Genomic DNA, 18,471 nt, shown 5'->3' on the forward strand with positions numbered 1-18,471 from the left:
GATATGGATATGGTCTTTCGTGCGCTGGCTATTTATCTGTTCCTCGTGGTGGTATTTAAAGTGGCCGGGCGACGCGCGCTGCTGCAGATGACCAGCTTTGACCTCATTCTTCTCCTGATAATTAGTGAAGCCACGCAGCAGGCGCTTCTGGGGCAGGATTTTTCCGTCACCGGCGCGATGATTACGATTACCACCCTGGTGGTAGTGGATATTATTTTTGGCCTTATGAAAAAATATTTTTCCCCGGTAGAGAATATTCTGGACGGCACTCCAGTGATTCTGGTGGAAAACGGCGTTCCCTTGGCGGATAAACTCAAAAAGGTCGATGTCTCTTGCGATGATATTCTGGTTTCCGCGCGTCAGAATAATGGCATTACCGAAATAAGCCAAATTAAATATGCCATACTTGAGCGCAATGGACATATTTCAATCATTCCTTTCGAGAAATAAGAGGCGGCAAGATGAGCAATCTTTTGCACGATAACCATTACACCGTCGGTGAACTGACAAAAAAACTGGCGAGCAAGTTAACCGATGCCGGGCTGCGCTTAACCACGGCGGAATCCTGCACCGGGGGAAAGCTCTCGGTGGCGCTCTGCGCTGAAGAGAACACGGCCGATTTTTATGATGTCGGGCTGGTGGTGTTCAGCGATGCCGCGAAAGCGCGGATCCTCGGCGTGCGTCCTGAAACGCTGGCGCGCTATACCGCCGTCAGCGAACAGACGGTGACCGAGATGGCCGCCAGCATCCGCGACATTGCCCAGGCGGATATCAGCATCGCCATCAGCGGATACGCTGGCCCGGAAGGGGGCGACGACGGCACGGCGGCGGGGACGGTCTGTTTTGCGTGGAACATACGTGGCGAGACGAAAACCCGTACCGTGCTTTTCTCCGGAGACTGTCAGGACGTGGTGGAAAAAGCGGTGCATTTTTCGCTGGCAGAGCTGGTAACAGCATTGTCGGACGGAAATAACGGTTGAGTTCACGTGGAGGTTCTATGGCTGTCATAGTGATTACCGGTGGGACGGCGGGCGTGGGAAAAGCCACGGCGCTGCGCTTCGCAAAAGCAGGTTACGATGTGGGCCTCATCGCCCGCGATGAAGCCAGCCTGCACTCCACCCAGGAAGAGTTGCGCCGCTTCGGCGTAAATGCGCACGCCGTGCAGGCGGACGTCGCCGACAGTCAGGCAGTGGTGGATGCGGCTAACGAGATTGAGTATCGCCTCGGTGCGATTGATGTCTGGGTCAACAACGCCATGGGGGCCGTGCTGGCACCGTTTCGTACCCTTACGCCGGACGAGTTTCGGCGCGTGACCGAGGTGACATACCTCGGCTACGTGAACGGCACCCGCGCGGCGCTTGAGCTTATGGTTCCGCGCGACAGGGGCGTGATTATTCAGGTAGGGTCCGCGCTGGCCTACCGTTCCATTCCCCTGCAGTCCGCCTACTGCGGGGCCAAAGCGGCGATTCGCGGGTTTTCCGATGCGGTGCGCACTGAGCTGATGCATGAGAACAGCCGGGTTCAGCTTTCGATGGTGCAGATGCCGGGGCTCAATACGCCGCAGTTCGAATGGGCAAGGAACAAGTTCGCGTGGGCAATGCGGCCGGTACCGCCGGTGTTCGAGCCTGAAGTCGCCGCCAGCGCCATCTTCAGGGTGGCGCAAAAGCCGGTGCGCGAGCTGTGGGTTGGCAGCAGCACCATTCAGTCGATTGTCGGGCAGTTCCTCTTCCCGGGTTTTCTGGACAGGCTGATGGTGAAGAAAGCCTGGGAAGGTCAGATGACCGACGATCTGAACGCGCCGGACCGCCGGGATTATCTCGACCAGCCGGTTAACGACCTGCACAAAATCCATGGCCGTTTCACTGACGAAGCGAAAACCCGCGCGTCGTCCGTGACCTCCGGTATGCCGGGCAAAGTGGCGTTAGGGGCCCTTGCGGTGGCGGGTATTGTGTTGACGCGTTTGATAATCCGCCGGAAACCGTAATCAGCGCAGCGCGCTGCGGTGCGTCCAGAACCAGCGATAGCCGTAGCCGCCAAGGCTGAGCTCGACGGTTTTACCGCAAACCAGCGCGTCATCGTAGCGTTTGTCCGCGAGACAGGCGGTCCAGGTCGTGTTGCGGATCCCCTTCACGGTGAACTGCACCGGCTGGTCAATGAAGTTAACAAAGGTCAGGATACTGCGTTCTTCGGTCTCGTAATAGATCCCCAGCACCGCGTCACTGTCGATCGTGAGGAGCCGAAAGGGCGCAACGGCAATTTCGGGGAACTCCGAGCGGGTATTGGCGATATCAATGATGCGGTGCAGGAGCGAGTTGCGGTGGAGCAGCGAATCAGCGACGTTGATTTTTTGATAGCGGTAAGGACCGCGGTCGATAATCGGCGCGATAAATTTTTCCGGGTCGGCTGCCGAAAAACCGCCGCCTTGCGATCCTGCCCACTGCATGGGGGTGCGCACGGCGTAGCGCTCTTCCAGATCGAGGTCATCCCCCATGCCGATCTCATCGCCATAGCGCATCACCGGAACGCCGGGCAGGGAAAAGAGTACCGCGTGGCAGAACGCCAGCCGCTTCAGATCGCCGTTCAACATCGGCGCCAGGCGGCGGCGGATCCCGCGCTGGTAGACGTTCATCTCGTCGTCAGGGGCGAAGGTATCGAGGACAAACTGTTTGTCTTTCTGGCTGATGCCCTCCAGATCCAGCTCGTCGTGATTGCGCAGCCAGTTGGCAAAACAGCATGAATCGGGCGGGACGATCATTTTCTTCACCGCGTTGCGCAGCGGACGGGCGCTTTTGCGGGCCAGGCTAACGTAAAAATATTTGTTGAGCCAGAAATTGAGCACCAGATTCAGGCGGTCATTATTGCCAAAGTAGTCCTGATAGGCCTCCACCTCGACGTCCACTTCACCCAGCAGGATCGCGTCCGGATTATGCTCCTCAATCAGACGGCGCATATGTTCGAGGATCCACAGGCCCTTTTTTTCATCACCGTTTCCCGCCTGCGTGGTCAGGTGGGAGGCGGCATCCAGGCGGAACCCCGACACGCCCAGCTTGAGCCAGAAGAGGATGATGTTCTCGATCTCTTTCAGCACCGCGGGCGAGGTCAGGTTCAGGTCCGGTTCGTGGCGATAGAACATGTGCCGGTAGTATTGTCCCGCTTCGTCATCCCAGGTCCAGATGCTCTCCTCCACGCCGGGAAACATGGGGGGCGTATCGTCGTCGTCACTATCTGACCAGAGGTAGTAATCCCGATAGGGTGACGCCGGGTTACGGCGGGCCTGCTGGAACCAGGGATGCGCGTCAGAGGTGTGCTGGATCAGCAGTTCAATAATGACCTGCATGCCCAGCTCGCGGGCCTGTTCGATAAAGGCGATGATATCGGCCAGCTTTCCGAAGCGGGGATCCACCTGGAGATGGTCGCTGACGTCATAGCCTTCATCGAGAAAGGGCGTGAGATAAAACGGGGTGATCCAGATAACCGTCGCCCCCATGCGGCGAATGTACCGCAGCTTGGTCGCTATCCCGGCGATGTCCCCGCAGCCATCGCCGTTCAAATCATAAAAGAGTGCGGTATCAATCTGGTAAATAATGGCCCGTGTATGCCAGTCCGTCATAGCGTGCCTCAGTGATAGCCTTCAGTATCCGAAACCTTGCCCCGGAACACGTAGTAGCTCCACGCGGTGTACACCAGGATCACCGGAATAATCAGTAACGTCCCAACCAGCATAAACAGCTGGCTGGCAGGCGGGGCCGCGGCCTCCCACAGAGTGATACGCGGCGGAATAATGTTCGGCCAGAGGCTGATACCCAGTCCGCTGAACCCGAGGAAGATCAGCCCCAGCGTCAGCAGGAAAGGGCGCGCGTGGCTGGACGGATTGCGGGTCAGGCGCCAGATCAGCACGCTGAAGATCCCGACCAGCAGCGGAACCGGCAGGAACCAGAAGAAGTTGGGCAGGGTAAACCAGCGGTCGGCGACGTACTGCCAGCCGAGCGGCGTCCAGACGCTGACCACCGCGATAACCACCATCAGCGCCAGCAGCACGTGGCGGGTCAGTTCGCGCATGCGTTGTTGCAGCGCGCCTTCGCTTTTCATGATGAGCCAGGTGGTGCCCAGCAGCGTGTAGGCGACGACCAGACCGATGCCGCAGAAGAGGTTGAAAGGCGTGAGCCAGTCCAGCGAAGAGCCGACAAAACGTCGGCCCTCCACGTCAAAGCCGTTGATCACGGCGCCCACCACCACGCCCTGGCTGAAGGTGGCGAGCAGGGAGCCGCCGGCAAAGGAGTAGTCCCAGAATTTGCGGTGTGAAGGGGTGGCTTTGAAGCGGAACTCAAAGGCAACGCCGCGAAAGATGAGGCCGATCAGCATCGCGGTGAGGGGGATGGTCAGCGCATCAATGATCACCGCATAGGCCAGCGGAAACGCGCCGAACAGCCCCGCGCCGCCGAGCACCAGCCAGGTCTCGTTGCCGTCCCAGACGGGCGCCACGCTGTTGACCATCACATCGCGCTTTTTGGCATCGCCCACGAAGTTAAACAGCAGGCCAATCCCCAGATCGAAGCCGTCCATAATGATATACATCAGCGTGGCAAACACGATGATGGCAAACCAAATCACTGATATATCGACGCCCATCAGATTCTCTCCTCTTCCGGAACAGACTCCGCGGCTGACAGCGGACGGGCAGGCGTGCCCGAGGTGTTTGACGTCAGCGTATCAACGGGCTGAGGACCTTTCTTAATCAGCCGGATGAGATAAACATAGCCCACGCCAAATACGGATGAGTAGACGACGAAGAACGCCAGCAGGCTAATGCTCATCTGCAGGGTGCTGTGCAGCGATACCGCGTCGATGGTGCGCAGGTAGCCATAGACAACCCACGGCTGACGGCCTACTTCGGTGGTCACCCAGCCGGCAAGCAGCGCGACCAGCCCCGCAGGCCCCATGCAGAGGGCAAACCACTGGAACGGACGCGAGTGGTAAAGTCGATGGCGATAGCGTAGCCAGAGGCTGAGCAGACCGAGGGTAATCATCAGCAGCCCCATCCCTACCATAATGCGGAACGACCAGAAAACGATGGTCGAGTTGGGGCGATCCTCTTTCGGGAAGTCTTTCAGCGCCGGGACCTGTTTATCCAGGCTGTGCGTCAGAATCAGGCTGCCGAGCGCGGGGATCTCCAGACCGTATTTGGTGCGCTCTTCCTCCATATCCGGCAGGCCAAACAGCAGCAGAGGGGTGGCCTCGCCGGGCGGATTTTCCCAGTGACCCTCAATAGCGGCGATTTTGGCTGGCTGATGCTCAAGCGTGTTCAGGCCGTGCATATCGCCCACCACCGCCTGGATAGGGGCGACCAGCAGCGCCATCCACATCGCCATCGAAAACATGGTGCGAACGGCGGGCGTATCGTTACCGCGCAGCAGATGCCAGGCGGCCGACGCGCCGACAAACAGCGCGCTGCTCAGGAACGCGGCGATAGCCATATGAATAAGACGGTACGGGAAGGAGGGGTTAAAGACGATCGCCAGCCAGTCCTGCGGGATCACCTGCCCGTTTTCGATAGTGAAACCCTGCGGCGTATGCATCCAGCTGTTGGAGGCGAGGATCCAGAAGGTCGACATCAGCGTGCCGAGCGCCACCATGCAGGTCGAAAAGAAGTGCAGCCCCGGGCCGACCTTGTTCCAGCCGAACATCATGACGCCGAGGAATCCGGCCTCCAGGAAGAAGGCGGTTAATACCTCGTAGGTCAGAAGCGGGCCGGTAATGCTGCCCGCGAACTGGGAGAACCCGCTCCAGTTGGTGCCAAACTGGTACGCCATCACCAGCCCGGAAACGACGCCCATGCCGAAGTTAACGGCAAATATCTTTAGCCAGAAGTGGTACAACGATCGCCAGACGTCGTTTTTGGTGCGCAGCCACATGCCCTCCAGCACCACCAGGTAGCTGGCGAGACCGATGGTGATCGCAGGAAACAGGATGTGGAACGAGACGGTAAAAGCGAACTGAATTCTGGCCAGATGAAACGCATCGAGTTCGAACATGGTCCGTACCTCTGAGACGATGGGGCACGCGAATTGCCGGGCAGGTCAGGCCTGCCCGGCAAACCGATTACGGTTTAGTCTTACCGGCACCCAGCTCGGCACCGGTCAGCGGGTCGGAATGTGGATCGGACTTCGTGCGGGCAGACATCGCCTTAACCAGGGTTGCCTGCTCGGTTGTGAGCGTCACGCTGGCACTGCCATCGCCGCCATCCACCGCAGGCTGGGGGGACTCAACGTAATCGAAATGTTTATCGCTGTTCCAGCTTCCGCGAACCTCTCCACCTTCAGACATATTGTAGTACTTGTTGGTGAATTCCTCGATTGGCGGCAGTTTTCCCGGCGGGAAATTATTACGGATGGACTGCAGCGCCTTCTCAAAGGAGAGCTGATGCGCCGCCTCACGCGTCATCAGAAACGCCAGGGCATCTTTAACGCCGGGATCGTCAGTCACGTTGATCAGCCGTTCATAGATGATTTTGGCTCTGGCCTCGGCCGCCACGTTCGAACGCAGATCTGCCGTCGGCTCGCCAATGGTGTCGACGTAGGCCGCCGTCCAGGGTACGCCCGCTGAGTTGGTTAGCGGGGTTCCGCCGCCGTAGAGCAGGGAGGTGATGTGGCTGTCATTCCCGTTTTCGGTCATGGAGCGATACAGCTCGGCCTCATTTTCCACCCCTTCCGCCAGCGCGCCCTTGGCACCTTTATTCAGCATACCGACCAGGGTACCGATGATTTCGAGGTGGCTTAACTCCTCGGTCGCGATATCCATCAGCATGTCTTTACGGCCCGGATCGTCATCGCTCAACCCTTGCGTAAAGTAGCGGCAGGCGGCGGCCAGTTCACCCTGCGGTCCGCCAAATTGTTCCAGTAAAAGGTTGGCCAGGCCGGGATTCGGTTCGGCGACGCGAACCGTGTATTGCAGCTGTTTGACGTGTCGAAACATGCTCACTCTCCTGTGGGTTATTTTTTCGCTTCGACACCCGACGCGTCTGAACGCAGCAGGAACTGTTCCGTCGTTTGCGGGATATGACGAATCAGCCAGTCGGCCATTTCGCGCTCTTCTTCGGCGAGGATCGTCTCAATAGCGGGTATCGAGGCGGTGTCACCCGCTTTTTTGGCCGCCGCCAGCAGGGAGGTATAGCAGGCGATTTCAAACTGTTCGAAAACATAGCCGCTGATAGAGCCCTTCACGATTTCGTCAGAAGGGAACATGCCGCCGATGGATTGTCCCAGCGCCGCCATTTTGCTCATCGAGTCTTTTAAGACCGAACGAGAAATATCATTACGGTCGAGGATTTCCTCCAGCAATGTGATTTGCCGTTTTGTCTCATTAATATGTTGCTCAATTCTGGCGCGAACATCAGGATAATTATCGATACGGCTGGCCATGGATTCCAGCATAGATTCGGCTTGCTTTTCCATTGCATGGGCATCGCGTAGCCAGTCATGGTAGTGTTCTACGTGATTCATCATTGTATCCTCATTAGGGGTTCGCTTATTTGGTCTCACTTTCAGCAGCCTGATCGGCACGTGCGGCACTGTAGCCAGATAAATGGCCGACAATATTGGCATAAATACTGATGATAATGACCCATAGCACGCTGTTCTTCCACCAGATGACGGAAGGGATAGCGAGAATGAACCATATTATCGCTGCCGCTAAATGGCACCGTTTAATTGTCCTGGGACTGATGCTCATTTTATTTAACCTGTATTATCGCGTCATTTCTGCGCTTTTTGGTTAATATTGCCAACGGCCAGGTCGGTGAGTTTAAGGTCGGTCTCTTTCTCTTCTTCCAGCGTTTCGGCAAGAAGCTTAACGGCTTTTTTATAGCCGAGCTGTTCTGCCAGAGTGGCAAGGGTACCGTAGCTGGCTATTTCGTAATGTTCCACTTTTTGCGCAGCGGCAATTAATGCGGCATCACGGACTTCATTTTTTTCCGTGCTTTCGATGACTTCATTAGCTTCTTCAATTAAGCCTTCCATTGCGACGCATTTCATGCGCTTGAGCTTGATGCCGTCTTCCTGTTCCACGATCTGGTCGATGCGTTCGATCTGACCTTGCGTCTCTTCAAGGTGTGCGGTAAAGGCGGCGCTCAGCTTCTCGCTGGAGGCGGCGCGGGCAAGCTTGCTTAACGCTCGGGTAAGCTGCTTTTCTGCGCTGTAGGTATCCGACAGAAGATGAATAAATACATCCTCTACACTTTTCATATTCATAATTATTACGCTCCGGTAAAATAAAGAAAGGGTACTGCGAGCTTTTCAGCCCGCAGCATGCTCTCTGGTTTTATTAAAAGAGTACTAAATAAGATCAGGAGTTATCAGATTTACGGCCTCCGCCGTGACTGTTCTGTCCCCCTTTCTTACCCGCTTCAGATGCGCGTTGCGGATCGTTTTTAAAATTACCACCGCTGTGCTGGCCACCTTTACGTCCAGCTTCTGATGCTTTTTCACGGTCTTCAGCGAAATTACCGGAACCACCACGATGCTCTGCCATATTAAACCTCATAGTCATATATTGGTTATGTCAGTACGATACGAAAATATTCCGTATCACTCGTCGTTCGAGTAATAACTCTAGTCGCTGTGTGCGATCCGTCAAATGCGTTTTGCTATTTGCGGTTGCGTTATTTTTAAATATTTGTAAATTTGCGCTTCGCTTGCGTTGGAAATATGGATAGACAGGAAGGACTTGTAAACAACTGTTCAGATTATTCCTAACTTTGAGCTAAAAATTTGAAAGCTGAGGATAAAAATAATGACGCACTCAAATTGGTTGATTTCCAGCCAGGGGAAAATAAAAAATACTCCTTTATAGCTAGAAAGCGAAACCATAAATAATTATAAGGAAAATCCTGGATAAAAAGCGACAGGCGCGAAAGGGCGGTTTCGTTAAGGCTTGTTCAGAGGCCAGTCGCACACGGTTTGACCACTGTCGTCTTAAGATCACAAATCAGAAATCTTTCCCCCCGGAAGGAACGGGTTTCTCTACACTCCAGGTAATATTCACTGGAGGCATGACATCATGGCGAACACCATCACGGCTGATGACATTCGGGAACACTTTTCGCAGGCTATGTCGGCGATGTACCAGCAGGAAGTTCCGCAGTACGGCACCTTGCTTGAACTGGTAGCGGACGTAAACCTGGCGGTGCTGGAAAATGATCCACTATTACATGAACAACTGGCAAACGCCGATGAGCTTGCGCGTCTGAACGTCGAGCGTCACGGGGCCATCCGCGTCGGCAGTGCGCAAGAACTTTCAACCCTGCGCCGTATGTTTGCCATTATGGGGATGTACCCGGTCAGCTATTACGATCTCTCCCAGGCGGGGGTGCCGGTCCACTCAACGGCATTTCGGCCGATTGATGATGCGGCGCTGTGCCGTAATCCGTTCCGCATCTTTACTTCGCTGCTGCGCCTTGAGCTGATTGAAAACGTCGCGCTGCGCGAACGTGCGGCGGAAATTCTGTCTCACCGAAACATCTTCACCCCGCGCTGTCTGGCGCTTCTCGATCTGTATGAATCGGAAGGGCAGTTTACCGTCGAGCAGGCGCAGGAGTTTGTGCAGGAAGCGCTGGAAACCTTCCGCTGGCACCGCCATGCGACGGTCGATCAGGAGACCTATCTCGCGCTGCATAACGAGCACCGGCTGATCGCCGATGTGGTCTGCTTCCCGGGCTGTCATATTAACCACCTGACGCCGCGCACGCTGGATATTGACCGGGTGCAGGAGCTGATGCCGAAGTACGGTATTGAGCCGAAAATTTTGATTGAAGGGCCGCCGCGTCGCGAGGTGCCCGTCCTGCTGCGTCAAACCAGTTTCAAGGCGCTGGAAGAGCCGGTGCTGTTTGCCGGTGAACACAAAGGCACCCACACCGCGCGCTTCGGTGAGATTGAGCAGCGCGGCGTGGCGCTGACCCCGAAAGGCCGGGAACTGTACGATAGCCTCCTTGCCCAGGCCGGTACCGGCAAAGATAACCTGACGCACCAGCTCCATCTGCAGGAGATCTTTAGCGCCTTCCCTGACAGCGAACTGTTAATGCGCCGTCAGGAGCTGGCGTATTTCCGCTACCGTCTGACGCCAGCGGGTGAAGCGCATCGCCATGCGTTCCGGCCGGGCGACGATCCGCAGCCGCTGATCGAGCGCGGATGGGTCGTCGCACAGCCGATCACCTACGAAGATTTCCTCCCGGTCAGCGCCGCGGGGATTTTCCAGTCCAATCTCGGGAACGAAACGCAGGCCCGCAGCCATGGTAACGCCAGCCGCGATGCGTTTGAAGCGGCCCTCGGCTGCCCGGTGTATGACGAATTTACCCTCTATGAGGAGGCTGAAACGCGCAGCAAACAGCGTTGCGGTTTGCTCTGAAAGCGTTACTCTGCTGGGGTGTGATGGAAAAAATAAGGTCGTTATGCAAAATCCTTCCGCCCCTGTGGTTGAAACGCGCCAGGGCGCACTGTCTGGTTTAACCGATGAAAATGTCCACGTCTGGTGCGGTATTCCTTATGCCGCACCGCCCGTTGGCGAGTGGCGCTGGCGCTCCCCGCGGCATCCTGAGCCGTGGGATGGCGTTCGCGAGGCTACCGCTTTTTCGGCCTCAAGCTGGCAAAGCAGCGAATATTGCCAGGAGCTGGGCGGGGGCGATCCCGGTCAGTTCTCGGAAGACTGCCTCTATCTGAACGTCTGGTCTCCCACAGAGCGCGCCGGGCCGCTTCCGGTTATGGTCTGGCTGCACGGCGGCGGCTTTACCATCGGTGCGGGTGGCTTACCGCCCTATAACGGCAAAGCGCTGGCCACGCGCGGCGTGGTTGTCGTGACGATCAACTACCGTCTCGGCCATCTCGGCTTTTTCGCCCATCCCGCGCTGAAAGGCGAGGAAGATCGCGTGGTGCATAATTTTGCCCTGCTGGATCAGATCGCCGCCCTCGAATGGGTAAGGGACAATATCGCCGCATTTGGTGGCGACCCCGCTAACGTGACCCTGTTTGGCGAATCCGCTGGCGCGCGCAGCGTGCTCTCTCTGCTGGCCTCTCCGCTTGCAGAAGGATTGTTCCATAAGGCGATTGTGCAAAGCGGGTACACCTTGCCGGACACGCCGCGAGAGCAGGCGTTGCAAAAAGGGGAGGCGCTGGCCGCCCATTTTGGCCTGAAACAGGCGACAGCCGAACAACTGCGCGCCATTCCGCCGGAGGCGTTCTGGCCGCTCACCGCGCCGCTGAACATTGCTCCGGCCCCCATCGTCGGGGATTGCGTTCTGCCTGAAGCGATGCTGGACGTCTTTTTCGCCGCTCGCCAGCACCCCGTGCCGGTAATGATCGGCTCGAACAGCGATGAGGCCAGCGTGATGGCGGTGTTTGGCATCGATCTCGCCGGGCAAATCCAGAAGCTTCGCCGGGAGCGACGCTTCGGGCTGGGGCTGATTAAGCTGCTCTATCCGGGCGTCAAAGGCGATGAGGAGCTGGGCAGGCAGGTGTGCCGCGACATGGCGTTCACTACGATGGGCTACGTCGTGATGCAGGCGCAGCAGCGCGTCGGCGGATTGTGCTGGCGTTACTGGTTTGACTATGTTGCGGAAGCGGAACATGCCACCTATATCAACGGCGCGTGGCACGGCAATGAAGTGCCTTACGTCTTTGATACCCTCGGCCAGGTGGAGCCTTCACGCCAGTATGTCAACGAACGGGATGTGCAGTTTGCTGCTCAGGTGGCCGATTACTGGGTGAGCTTTGCGCGAGACGCAGGACCTCGCGAGGTCCTGCCCGGGCCGACGCACTGGCCCGCATGCCGTAAAGGGCGGGACGTATTATTACGCATTGGCGTGAATAAACATGCAGGTTTTAGGCTTGAAAACCGCTTTATGCGCGCCCGGATGAGCCTCTTCAAACGGGTGATGAAGCTCCACGTCAGCCTCGATTAAGCAAACAGTCGCGAAACGCCGCCAGCCCATTTTCCTCGCCTGGCGTTTCGCGCAGCACCAGCCGGTAGCTCGCGCCGGTTTTTATGCTGGTTTCATAAGGCCGCATCAGTCTTCCCGCGCGGACATCTTCGGCCACCAGCGTTTCGTCGGCAATGGCAACGCCCAGCCCCTGAATGGCGGCCGTGATGGCGAGATCCATCGTGTCGAAGTGTTGATTTTTGTGCATGGCAAAGCCCGGACCTTCCTGTTTCGTCAGCCACAGCGACCAGTCTGTTTTATCCCTTGTCGGGTGCAGGAACGTCAGCGATCCCAGCGCTGCACCCGCCCGCACCGGGCTTATCACCGGGGTGAGCGCCTCTTCGAACAGCAGGTCGCCTGCGCTCATGTGCGTGCCGAACACGATGGCCGCGTCGTAAGATTCGGTTTTGAAATTGACGTTATGATCGGTGGTGGTGGTCAGGGCGATCTGCAGATCCGGCTGCTCACGCTCCACCTCCAGCAGGCGCGGCACCAGCCAGCGCATGGCACAGGTGGGCGCCTTGAGCCGGATCACGGTTTGCTGGCTGCGGGCCTGGTCGGCCACGGTCAGCAAGTGTTCGAACGCAGACTGCAGTTCCGGGAGCAGGGCGCAGCCCTGTGAAGAGAGGCGCAGGCCGCGCGCGTGGCGTTCAAAAAGCGGAAAGCCAAACCAGGCCTCGAGGGAGGCTATCTTGCGGCTCACGGCCCCCTGCGTCAGACAAAGCTCTGCGGCAGCATGGGTCAGATTCAGGTGACGCGCGGTGACTAAAAATGCGTCGATGGCATTGAGCGGGAGCGAACGGCGCGACATGAAAACACCTCAGCTATGCATTTTTCTCATGGCTATTATGACAACAATTCGATTGTCCCGACAACAGAGATGTTGTTTGAATAGTTATGCAATGTCCATGAGAAGGGAAAGAGGATGACTTTACAAACGCCTGTGCAAACGCGCTCCAAACTGCCCGATGTGGGCACCACGATCTTTACCGTTATCGGCCAGCTCTCGGCGCAGCATAACGCGATAAACCTTTCTCAGGGCGCACCGAATTTTTCCTGCGACCCGAAGCTTGTTGCGGGCGTCACCCGCGCGATGGAGGCAGGGCATAACCAGTACGCGTCGATGACCGGCCTGCAGACGCTCAAAGAGCGCATTGCCGACAAAATTGCCACGCTTTACGGCACGCAGTATGACCCGGGCCGCGAGGTGCTGGTGACCGCCAGCGCCAGCGAAGGGCTCTACTCGGCAATCAGCGGGCTGGTGCACCCGGGTGATGAGGTGATCTACTTTGAGCCCTCCTTTGACAGCTACGCGCCGATTGTCCGCCTGCAGGGGGCAACGCCGGTTGCCATCAGGCTCACCGTGCCGGATTTTGCCGTGAACTGGGACGAGGTTCGCGCCGCGATCACCCCGCGCACGCGCATGATCATCATCAATACGCCACACAACCCGAGCGGTCAGGTCTTCTCCGCCGACGATCTGCAGCAGCTGGCGGCGCTGACCCGCAATACTGACATCATTATTTTGTCTGACGAAGTGTACGAACACGTGGTGTTTGACGGTGAGCCGCACCACGGGATGGCTACGCACCCGCAGCTGGCGGAGCGTAGCGTGATTATTTCTTCTTTCGGAAAAACGTATCACGTCACCGGCTGGCGCGTGGGTTACTGTGTTGCACCGGCGGTACTGATGGACGAGATTTGTAAAGTCCATCAATTTTTAATGTTCTCTGCCGATACGCCAATGCAGCACGCGTTTGCTGAACATATGGTCGACCCGCAAACCTGGCTGTCGCTGTCGGCGTTTTACCAGCGCAAGCGCGATCTGCTGCAGAGTCTGCTGGCCGATTCGCCGTTTACGCTGCTGCCAAGCGCCGGCTCGTTCTTCATGCTGGCGGACTACAGCCAGTTCAGCGACGAGCGCGACAGCGAGCTGGTGAAACGGCTGATCGTTGAGTACGGTGTTGCCACCATTCCGCTGTCGGCGTTTTATGCGGACGGTACGGATAATAAATTGATTCGTCTCTCTTTTGCGAAAGATGAGGCGACGTTACGGGCAGGTGCCCAGGCCCTGTGTCGGGTTAAACCACGCTAAGGAGTTTGAAATGAAATTACGCGCGCTAGTTGTCGGCATGGGATTGCTGTGTACCTTTTCCTCCTTCGCAGCGTCCGAGCTGCGTTACGGTCTGGAAGCCGAATATCCGCCGTTTGAAAGCCGCAATGCGGCAGGCGAACTAGAAGGATTTGACGTTGAGCTGGGGAATGCCATCTGCAAAGCGGCAGCGCTGAAGTGCAGCTGGGTGGAAACCTCGTTTGATGCGCTGATCCCGGGGCTGGTGGCGAAGAAATTCGACGCCATCAACTCGGCGATGAATATCACCGAGCAGCGCCGCAAGAGCATTGATTTTACCCAGCCGATCTACCGTATTCCGTCGCAGCTGGTCGGCAAGGCCGGGACGGCGGTCGAGGCGACGCCTGAAGGGCTGAAGGGGAAAACCATCGGCGTGCTGCAGGGCTCCATTCAGGAAACCTATGCCAAAGAGCACTGGGAAAAGCAGGGTGTCACCGTGGTGTCGTATAAAGATCAGAATATGGCCTGGGGCGATCTGCTGAATGGCCGTATCGACGCCTCGCTGGTCATGTCCGCGGCCGGGCAGGCAGGTTTCCTCAGCAAGCCGCAGGGAAAAGGGTTTGGCTTCATCGGCAAGCCGGTGTCTGACGACACCATCCTCGGCAGCGGGATCGGTTTTGGGTTGCGCAAAGGTGATGAGTCCACCAAAAAGCAGCTTGATGCCGCAATTGATAAGGTACGTGCCGACGGCACGATCGCCAAACTCGCTGATAAGTACTTCCCGGGTATCGATGTCAGCGTAAAATAACCGCCTCATTGGCCCCGTCAGCTGATGTCCTGACGGGGCATTTTTATACACATTTTCCAGGCTTTCTTTACACCACTTTCGGGCCGTTCTGGTCGACAGAAAATATTTCTCACTTTGTTCATATAATCACCGGCCAACAATTGGATTCTTAACCATTTTTGTTTAGGCTGTGCGTTCTTTCTTGCCGTCATTTCGCCGAGCGCGGAACACATTCACACGACCATAAGGACGTTTTTCCAGGCATGAATCGCAGACGTTTTCTAAAAGGCTCGCTGGCAGTGGCAGCCCTGAGCGGCACATCCGGCCTTGCTTCCCTGTTTTCCAAAGCGGCATACGCTGCCGACTCTGACATTGCTGACGGCCAGAGCCGTCGTTTTGACTTCTCCGTACTGCAATCCATGGCGCATGACCTGGCGAAAACCCCGTGGGGTGGCGCGCCGCGTCCGCTGCCGGAGACGCTGGCAACCATGACGCCGCAGGCGTACAACGCCATTCGCTACGACGAAAAGCAGTCTCTGTGGAACAACATTGAAGGGCGTCAGCTGGACGTGCAGTTCTTCCACATGGGAATGGGGTTCCGCCGCCGCGTGCGGATGTTCTCGCTGGACCAGTCGACCTCTATGGCGCGCGAGATCCACTTCCGTCCTGAGCTGTTCAGCTACGGTGAAACGGGCGTGGATACCAAACAGCTGGAAGGGCAAAGCGATCTCGGCTTTGCGGGCTTCCGCGCGTTTAAGGCGCCGGAGCTGGCGCGTCGCGATATCGTCTCTTTCCTGGGGGCCAGCTATTTCCGCGCGGTGGACGACACCTACCAGTACGGCCTTTCCGCCCGCGGTCTGGCGGTAGACACCTTTACCGACACGCCGGAAGAGTTCCCGGACTTTACCGCCTTCTGGTTTGAAACCGTCAAGCCCGGCGACACCACCTTTACCGTCTATACGCTGCTGGATAGCCCGAGCATCACCGGCGCCTATAAGTTCGTGATCCACTGCGAGAAGAGCCAGGTGATCATGGAGGTGGAAAACCACCTCTATGCGCGTAAGGACATCAAGCAGCTCGGCATTGCGCCGATGACCAGCATGTTCAGCTGCGGCAATAACGAACGCCGCATGTGCGACACCATTCACCCGCAAATTCACGACTCCGACCGCCTGGCGATGTGGCGCGGCAACGGGGAGTGGATTTGTCGTCCGCTGAACAACCCGCAGAAGCTGCAGTTCAATGCCTATATGGATAAAAACCCGAAAGGGTTCGGGCTGCTGCAGCTCGATCGCGATTTCTCGCACTATCAGGACGTGATGGGGTGGTACAACAAGCGCCCAAGCCTGTGGGTGGAACCGCGCAACGACTGGGGTAAAGGCGCGGTTGGCCTGATGGAGATCCCGACCACCGGCGAAACGCTGGATAACGTGGTCTGCTTCTGGCAGCCGGAAAAAGCCGTCAAAGCAGGCGACGAGCTGGACTTCAAATATCGTCTCTACTGGAGCGCGATGCCGCCGGTGCGCTCCCCGCTGGCGAACGTTTATGCGACCCGCACCGGCATGGGCGGCTTCCCGGAAGGCTGGGCTCCAGGGGAAAACTACCCGAAAGTGTGGGCCCGTCGCTTTGCGATTGACTTCGTGGGTGGCGACCTGAAGGCCGCTGCGCCAAAAGGCATCGAGCCGGTGATTACGCTCTCCAGCGGTGAAGCGAAGCAGGTAGAGATCCTCTACGTTGAGCCGTTTGACGGCTATCGCATTCTGTTTGACTGGTACCCGACGTCGGATTCGACGGAGCCGGTGGATATGCGCCTGTTCCTGCGCTGTCAGGGCGACGCCATCAGTGAAACCTGGCTGTACCAGTATTTCCCACCGGCGCCGGATAAACGTCAGTACGTTGACGACAGGGTAATGCGTTAACCCTTGTGGGATTGTGCCGGGTGGCGGCTTCGCCTTACCCGGCCTACAGTTTCGAAACGTAGGCCGGGTAAGCGCTAGCGCCACCCGGCAATTGAGAGGCACCATGTCTTCAGAAATCATCCCCGTCACCCAGGATATCGAACTTCGCGCCGTCGAAGAGCGCTACACCGCCGACCTGCACAATCTCGTTGTTAAAAACAGAGTCTTTCTGCAAACCGCCTTTGACTGGGCGCAGCACGCGATCAGCGAAGAGGACACCCGCCGCAACGTGCAGAGCAACCAGATGCTGCATCAGCGCGGCTACGCCAAAATGTTTTTGATTTTCAAGGATGATGCGTTAGTTGGCGTCCTGTCGTTCAACACCATTGAACCGACCAACAAAGCCGGCTACATCGGCTACTGGCTGGATGAAGCCCACCAGGGGCAGGGCATTCTCTCTCAGTCACTGCAGGCATTTATGCGCTACTACGCTGAACGCGGTGAGATCCGCCGTTTTGTGATCAAGTGTCGGGTGGCGAATCAGCACAGCAACAGCGTTGCCGTGCGCAACGGTTTTACGCTGGAAGGGTGCCTGCGGGAAGCGGAATACCTGAATGGCCGCTTTGACGACGTGAATATCTACGGCAGGATTTATACCCTATAACGCACCCAGCAGCGGCGTGCGGGTGATGCGCTGGTCGCCGTTTATCACTTTTTCGCCGCGCAGATGAATGCTCTCGCCAGCAAACGCTTCTATGACCGCATCGTCGGTGATTTCAACCCGATGCTCGATAAGCACATCCCCGCTGATTCGCGCGCGCCCCTGGATCACCACTTTATCATCCAGCATGATCGGCCCGCCGCGCAGCCATGCCTGACCGCCAATCAGGACGTGATGCTTGATGACGCAGTTGCCTTCAACCACGGCATTCTCCGCAATCTGCGAGCTGTAGCGCACCGTCGGGATGGCATCGTCGTCGAAACCTGCTATCACGCGGGCGTTGCCGTAGACTTTCGCGCAGTCGCACACCCAGACGTTGTTGAGTTCGTTACCCTCCAGGATCGCGTTGTCGAAGACTTCGGCCCGGTGTTCAACGAAGGCAAAATTAACCATCGCCTCGCCGTAGATTTGCGCCTGGTGCACAATGCGCGACTGGCTCACCGTCGCCTTATCGTAGATTTGGAGGATCTGTTCATGATCCGGCGTCAGCCCTTTGGCGGCAATGACCACGCTGTGATGCAGCACGCGCGCGTCGCCGTAGATATGGCACTCGCCCCGTACGCAGGATTGCTGAATAGTGACGTTGTCACTTATTCGCGCCCCGTGGCTGACCTCCGCGCCGTCCACCCAGCAGCTGTCGTTGATATGCGCGTCATGGCTAATGATGCATGGAAGGGTAAGACGCGCGTTGCCGGATACGGTTGCCCCGGCGAACACCACGCTGTTTTCATCGTAGATCCAGCAGTAGCCGTCCTGCGCGAGGGCGCGCTCATCGTCAATCCAGCCGCCTCTCGTGCCGACCGTCACGTCGTTAAAGTCCGCCGTGGCGATGATCTGCCGCAGCGTAGCGGCGTGGGTGGTTTCGCCGTTTTTCCATTGCCAGAGGCGGGTTTCATCGCTGAGCCGGTACTTTTTCATCGTTTGATCTCTGGTAAACATCTCAACTAAACGTAGCAAATTTTCGGCTTTTCGTTTTGCTGGCATCCGCTGCAGAAACCGCTTAAAATGGCATTTAAAATACATTTTAAA

Annotated in this window: 19 protein-coding genes; 9 read left to right on the plus strand and 10 right to left on the minus strand. The window is 57.3% G+C overall.

Features of this window, described 5'->3' with window-relative positions; genetic code table 11:
• Positions 1–3 precede the first annotated feature (3 nt).
• The 3 genes from L362_RS15790 to L362_RS15780 are packed head-to-tail and all read left to right on the plus strand — an operon-like array spanning position 4 to position 1,984.
• Positions 4–450, plus strand: coding sequence for a DUF421 domain-containing protein (locus L362_RS15790; RefSeq protein ID WP_008502280.1), 447 nt, complete (start codon positions 4–6; stop codon positions 448–450).
• An 11-nt stretch (positions 451–461) separates the two neighbouring features.
• Positions 462–980: a 2-oxo-tetronate isomerase gene (locus L362_RS15785; RefSeq protein ID WP_023292456.1), complete on the plus strand. Its 519-nt coding sequence runs from the start codon at positions 462–464 to the stop codon at positions 978–980.
• A gap of 17 nt (positions 981–997) precedes the next feature.
• The gene (locus L362_RS15780; protein ID WP_023344110.1) at positions 998–1,984 is read left to right on the plus strand and encodes an SDR family oxidoreductase; all 987 of its coding nucleotides are present in this window, start codon (positions 998–1,000) and stop codon (positions 1,982–1,984) included.
• Here L362_RS15780 and L362_RS15775 read toward each other — a convergent pair whose 3' ends face one another.
• The 8 genes from L362_RS15775 to L362_RS15740 all read right to left on the minus strand — a co-directional run bounded on the left by L362_RS15775 (position 1,985) and on the right by L362_RS15740 (position 8,526).
• Positions 1,985–3,610: an alpha-amylase family protein gene (locus tag L362_RS15775; protein ID WP_023344111.1), complete on the minus strand. Its 1,626-nt coding sequence runs from the start codon at positions 3,608–3,610 to the stop codon at positions 1,985–1,987.
• Between the two features lie 8 nt (positions 3,611–3,618).
• The gene (gene cydB, locus L362_RS15770) at positions 3,619–4,629 is read right to left on the minus strand and encodes a cytochrome d ubiquinol oxidase subunit II (protein ID WP_023344112.1); all 1,011 of its coding nucleotides are present in this window, start codon (positions 4,627–4,629) and stop codon (positions 3,619–3,621) included.
• The gene (locus tag L362_RS15765; RefSeq protein WP_021242535.1) at positions 4,629–6,032 is read right to left on the minus strand and encodes a cytochrome ubiquinol oxidase subunit I; all 1,404 of its coding nucleotides are present in this window, start codon (positions 6,030–6,032) and stop codon (positions 4,629–4,631) included. Before L362_RS15765 ends, cydB begins: the two co-directional genes overlap by 1 nt.
• A 67-nt stretch (positions 6,033–6,099) precedes the next feature.
• Entirely contained in the window at positions 6,100–6,972 is an 873-nt protein-coding gene (locus L362_RS15760) for a manganese catalase family protein (protein ID WP_008502274.1), read from the minus strand.
• A gap of 17 nt (positions 6,973–6,989) precedes the next feature.
• Entirely contained in the window at positions 6,990–7,499 is a 510-nt protein-coding gene (locus L362_RS15755) for a ferritin-like domain-containing protein (protein ID WP_032637726.1), read from the minus strand.
• Between the two features lie 25 nt (positions 7,500–7,524).
• Positions 7,525–7,728: a hypothetical protein gene (locus tag L362_RS15750; RefSeq protein ID WP_008502273.1), complete on the minus strand. Its 204-nt coding sequence runs from the start codon at positions 7,726–7,728 to the stop codon at positions 7,525–7,527.
• Between the two features lie 23 nt (positions 7,729–7,751).
• Positions 7,752–8,246, minus strand: a complete 495-nt coding sequence (locus L362_RS15745; RefSeq protein ID WP_008502272.1) for a YciE/YciF ferroxidase family protein — start codon at positions 8,244–8,246, stop codon at positions 7,752–7,754.
• A 94-nt stretch (positions 8,247–8,340) separates the two neighbouring features.
• Complete coding sequence (locus L362_RS15740; protein WP_004150795.1) at positions 8,341–8,526, minus strand: con-10 family general stress protein; 186 nt, start codon at positions 8,524–8,526, stop codon at positions 8,341–8,343.
• 528 nt (positions 8,527–9,054) lie between these two features.
• Here L362_RS15740 and L362_RS15735 point away from each other — a divergent pair.
• Together L362_RS15735 and L362_RS15730 are read left to right on the plus strand one after the other, a co-directional pair.
• Positions 9,055–10,398 (plus strand): 2-oxoadipate dioxygenase/decarboxylase HglS, encoded by a 1,344-nt coding sequence (locus L362_RS15735; RefSeq protein ID WP_008502270.1) that lies wholly within the window; start codon positions 9,055–9,057, stop codon positions 10,396–10,398.
• A 43-nt stretch (positions 10,399–10,441) separates the two neighbouring features.
• Complete coding sequence (locus L362_RS15730) at positions 10,442–11,947, plus strand: carboxylesterase/lipase family protein (protein ID WP_023344114.1); 1,506 nt, start codon at positions 10,442–10,444, stop codon at positions 11,945–11,947.
• Here L362_RS15730 and L362_RS15725 read toward each other — a convergent pair.
• Entirely contained in the window at positions 11,934–12,776 is an 843-nt protein-coding gene (locus L362_RS15725; RefSeq protein ID WP_023344115.1) for a LysR family transcriptional regulator, read from the minus strand. The two genes, L362_RS15730 and L362_RS15725, sit on opposite strands and share 14 nt — an antisense overlap.
• A gap of 114 nt (positions 12,777–12,890) precedes the next feature.
• On the opposite strand from L362_RS15725, the gene L362_RS15720 reads away from it, so the two are divergent.
• The 4 genes from L362_RS15720 (at position 12,891) to rimL (ending at position 17,385) form a co-directional block, all read left to right on the plus strand.
• Positions 12,891–14,060: a pyridoxal phosphate-dependent aminotransferase gene (locus L362_RS15720; protein WP_021242532.1), complete on the plus strand. Its 1,170-nt coding sequence runs from the start codon at positions 12,891–12,893 to the stop codon at positions 14,058–14,060.
• 10 nt (positions 14,061–14,070) lie between these two features.
• Positions 14,071–14,844, plus strand: a complete 774-nt coding sequence (locus tag L362_RS15715; RefSeq protein ID WP_023344116.1) for a transporter substrate-binding domain-containing protein — start codon at positions 14,071–14,073, stop codon at positions 14,842–14,844.
• A 242-nt stretch (positions 14,845–15,086) separates the two neighbouring features.
• Positions 15,087–16,742: a glucan biosynthesis protein D gene (locus L362_RS15710; protein WP_021242530.1), complete on the plus strand. Its 1,656-nt coding sequence runs from the start codon at positions 15,087–15,089 to the stop codon at positions 16,740–16,742.
• A gap of 103 nt (positions 16,743–16,845) precedes the next feature.
• On the plus strand, positions 16,846–17,385 hold the full coding sequence (gene rimL, locus L362_RS15705; RefSeq protein WP_023344117.1) for a 50S ribosomal protein L7/L12-serine acetyltransferase: 540 nt from the start codon (positions 16,846–16,848) through the stop codon (positions 17,383–17,385).
• On the opposite strand, the gene ydcK is transcribed toward rimL, so the two are convergent.
• A complete protein-coding gene (gene ydcK, locus L362_RS15700) occupies positions 17,380–18,360 on the minus strand; it encodes a YdcK family protein (RefSeq protein ID WP_023344118.1) in 981 nt (326 codons plus the stop codon). The genes rimL and ydcK overlap by 6 nt on opposite strands.
• Positions 18,361–18,471: the final 111 nt, after the last annotated feature.

This window comes from Enterobacter sp. MGH 16, assembly GCF_000493175.1.
GTDB lineage: Bacteria > Pseudomonadota > Gammaproteobacteria > Enterobacterales > Enterobacteriaceae > Enterobacter > Enterobacter roggenkampii.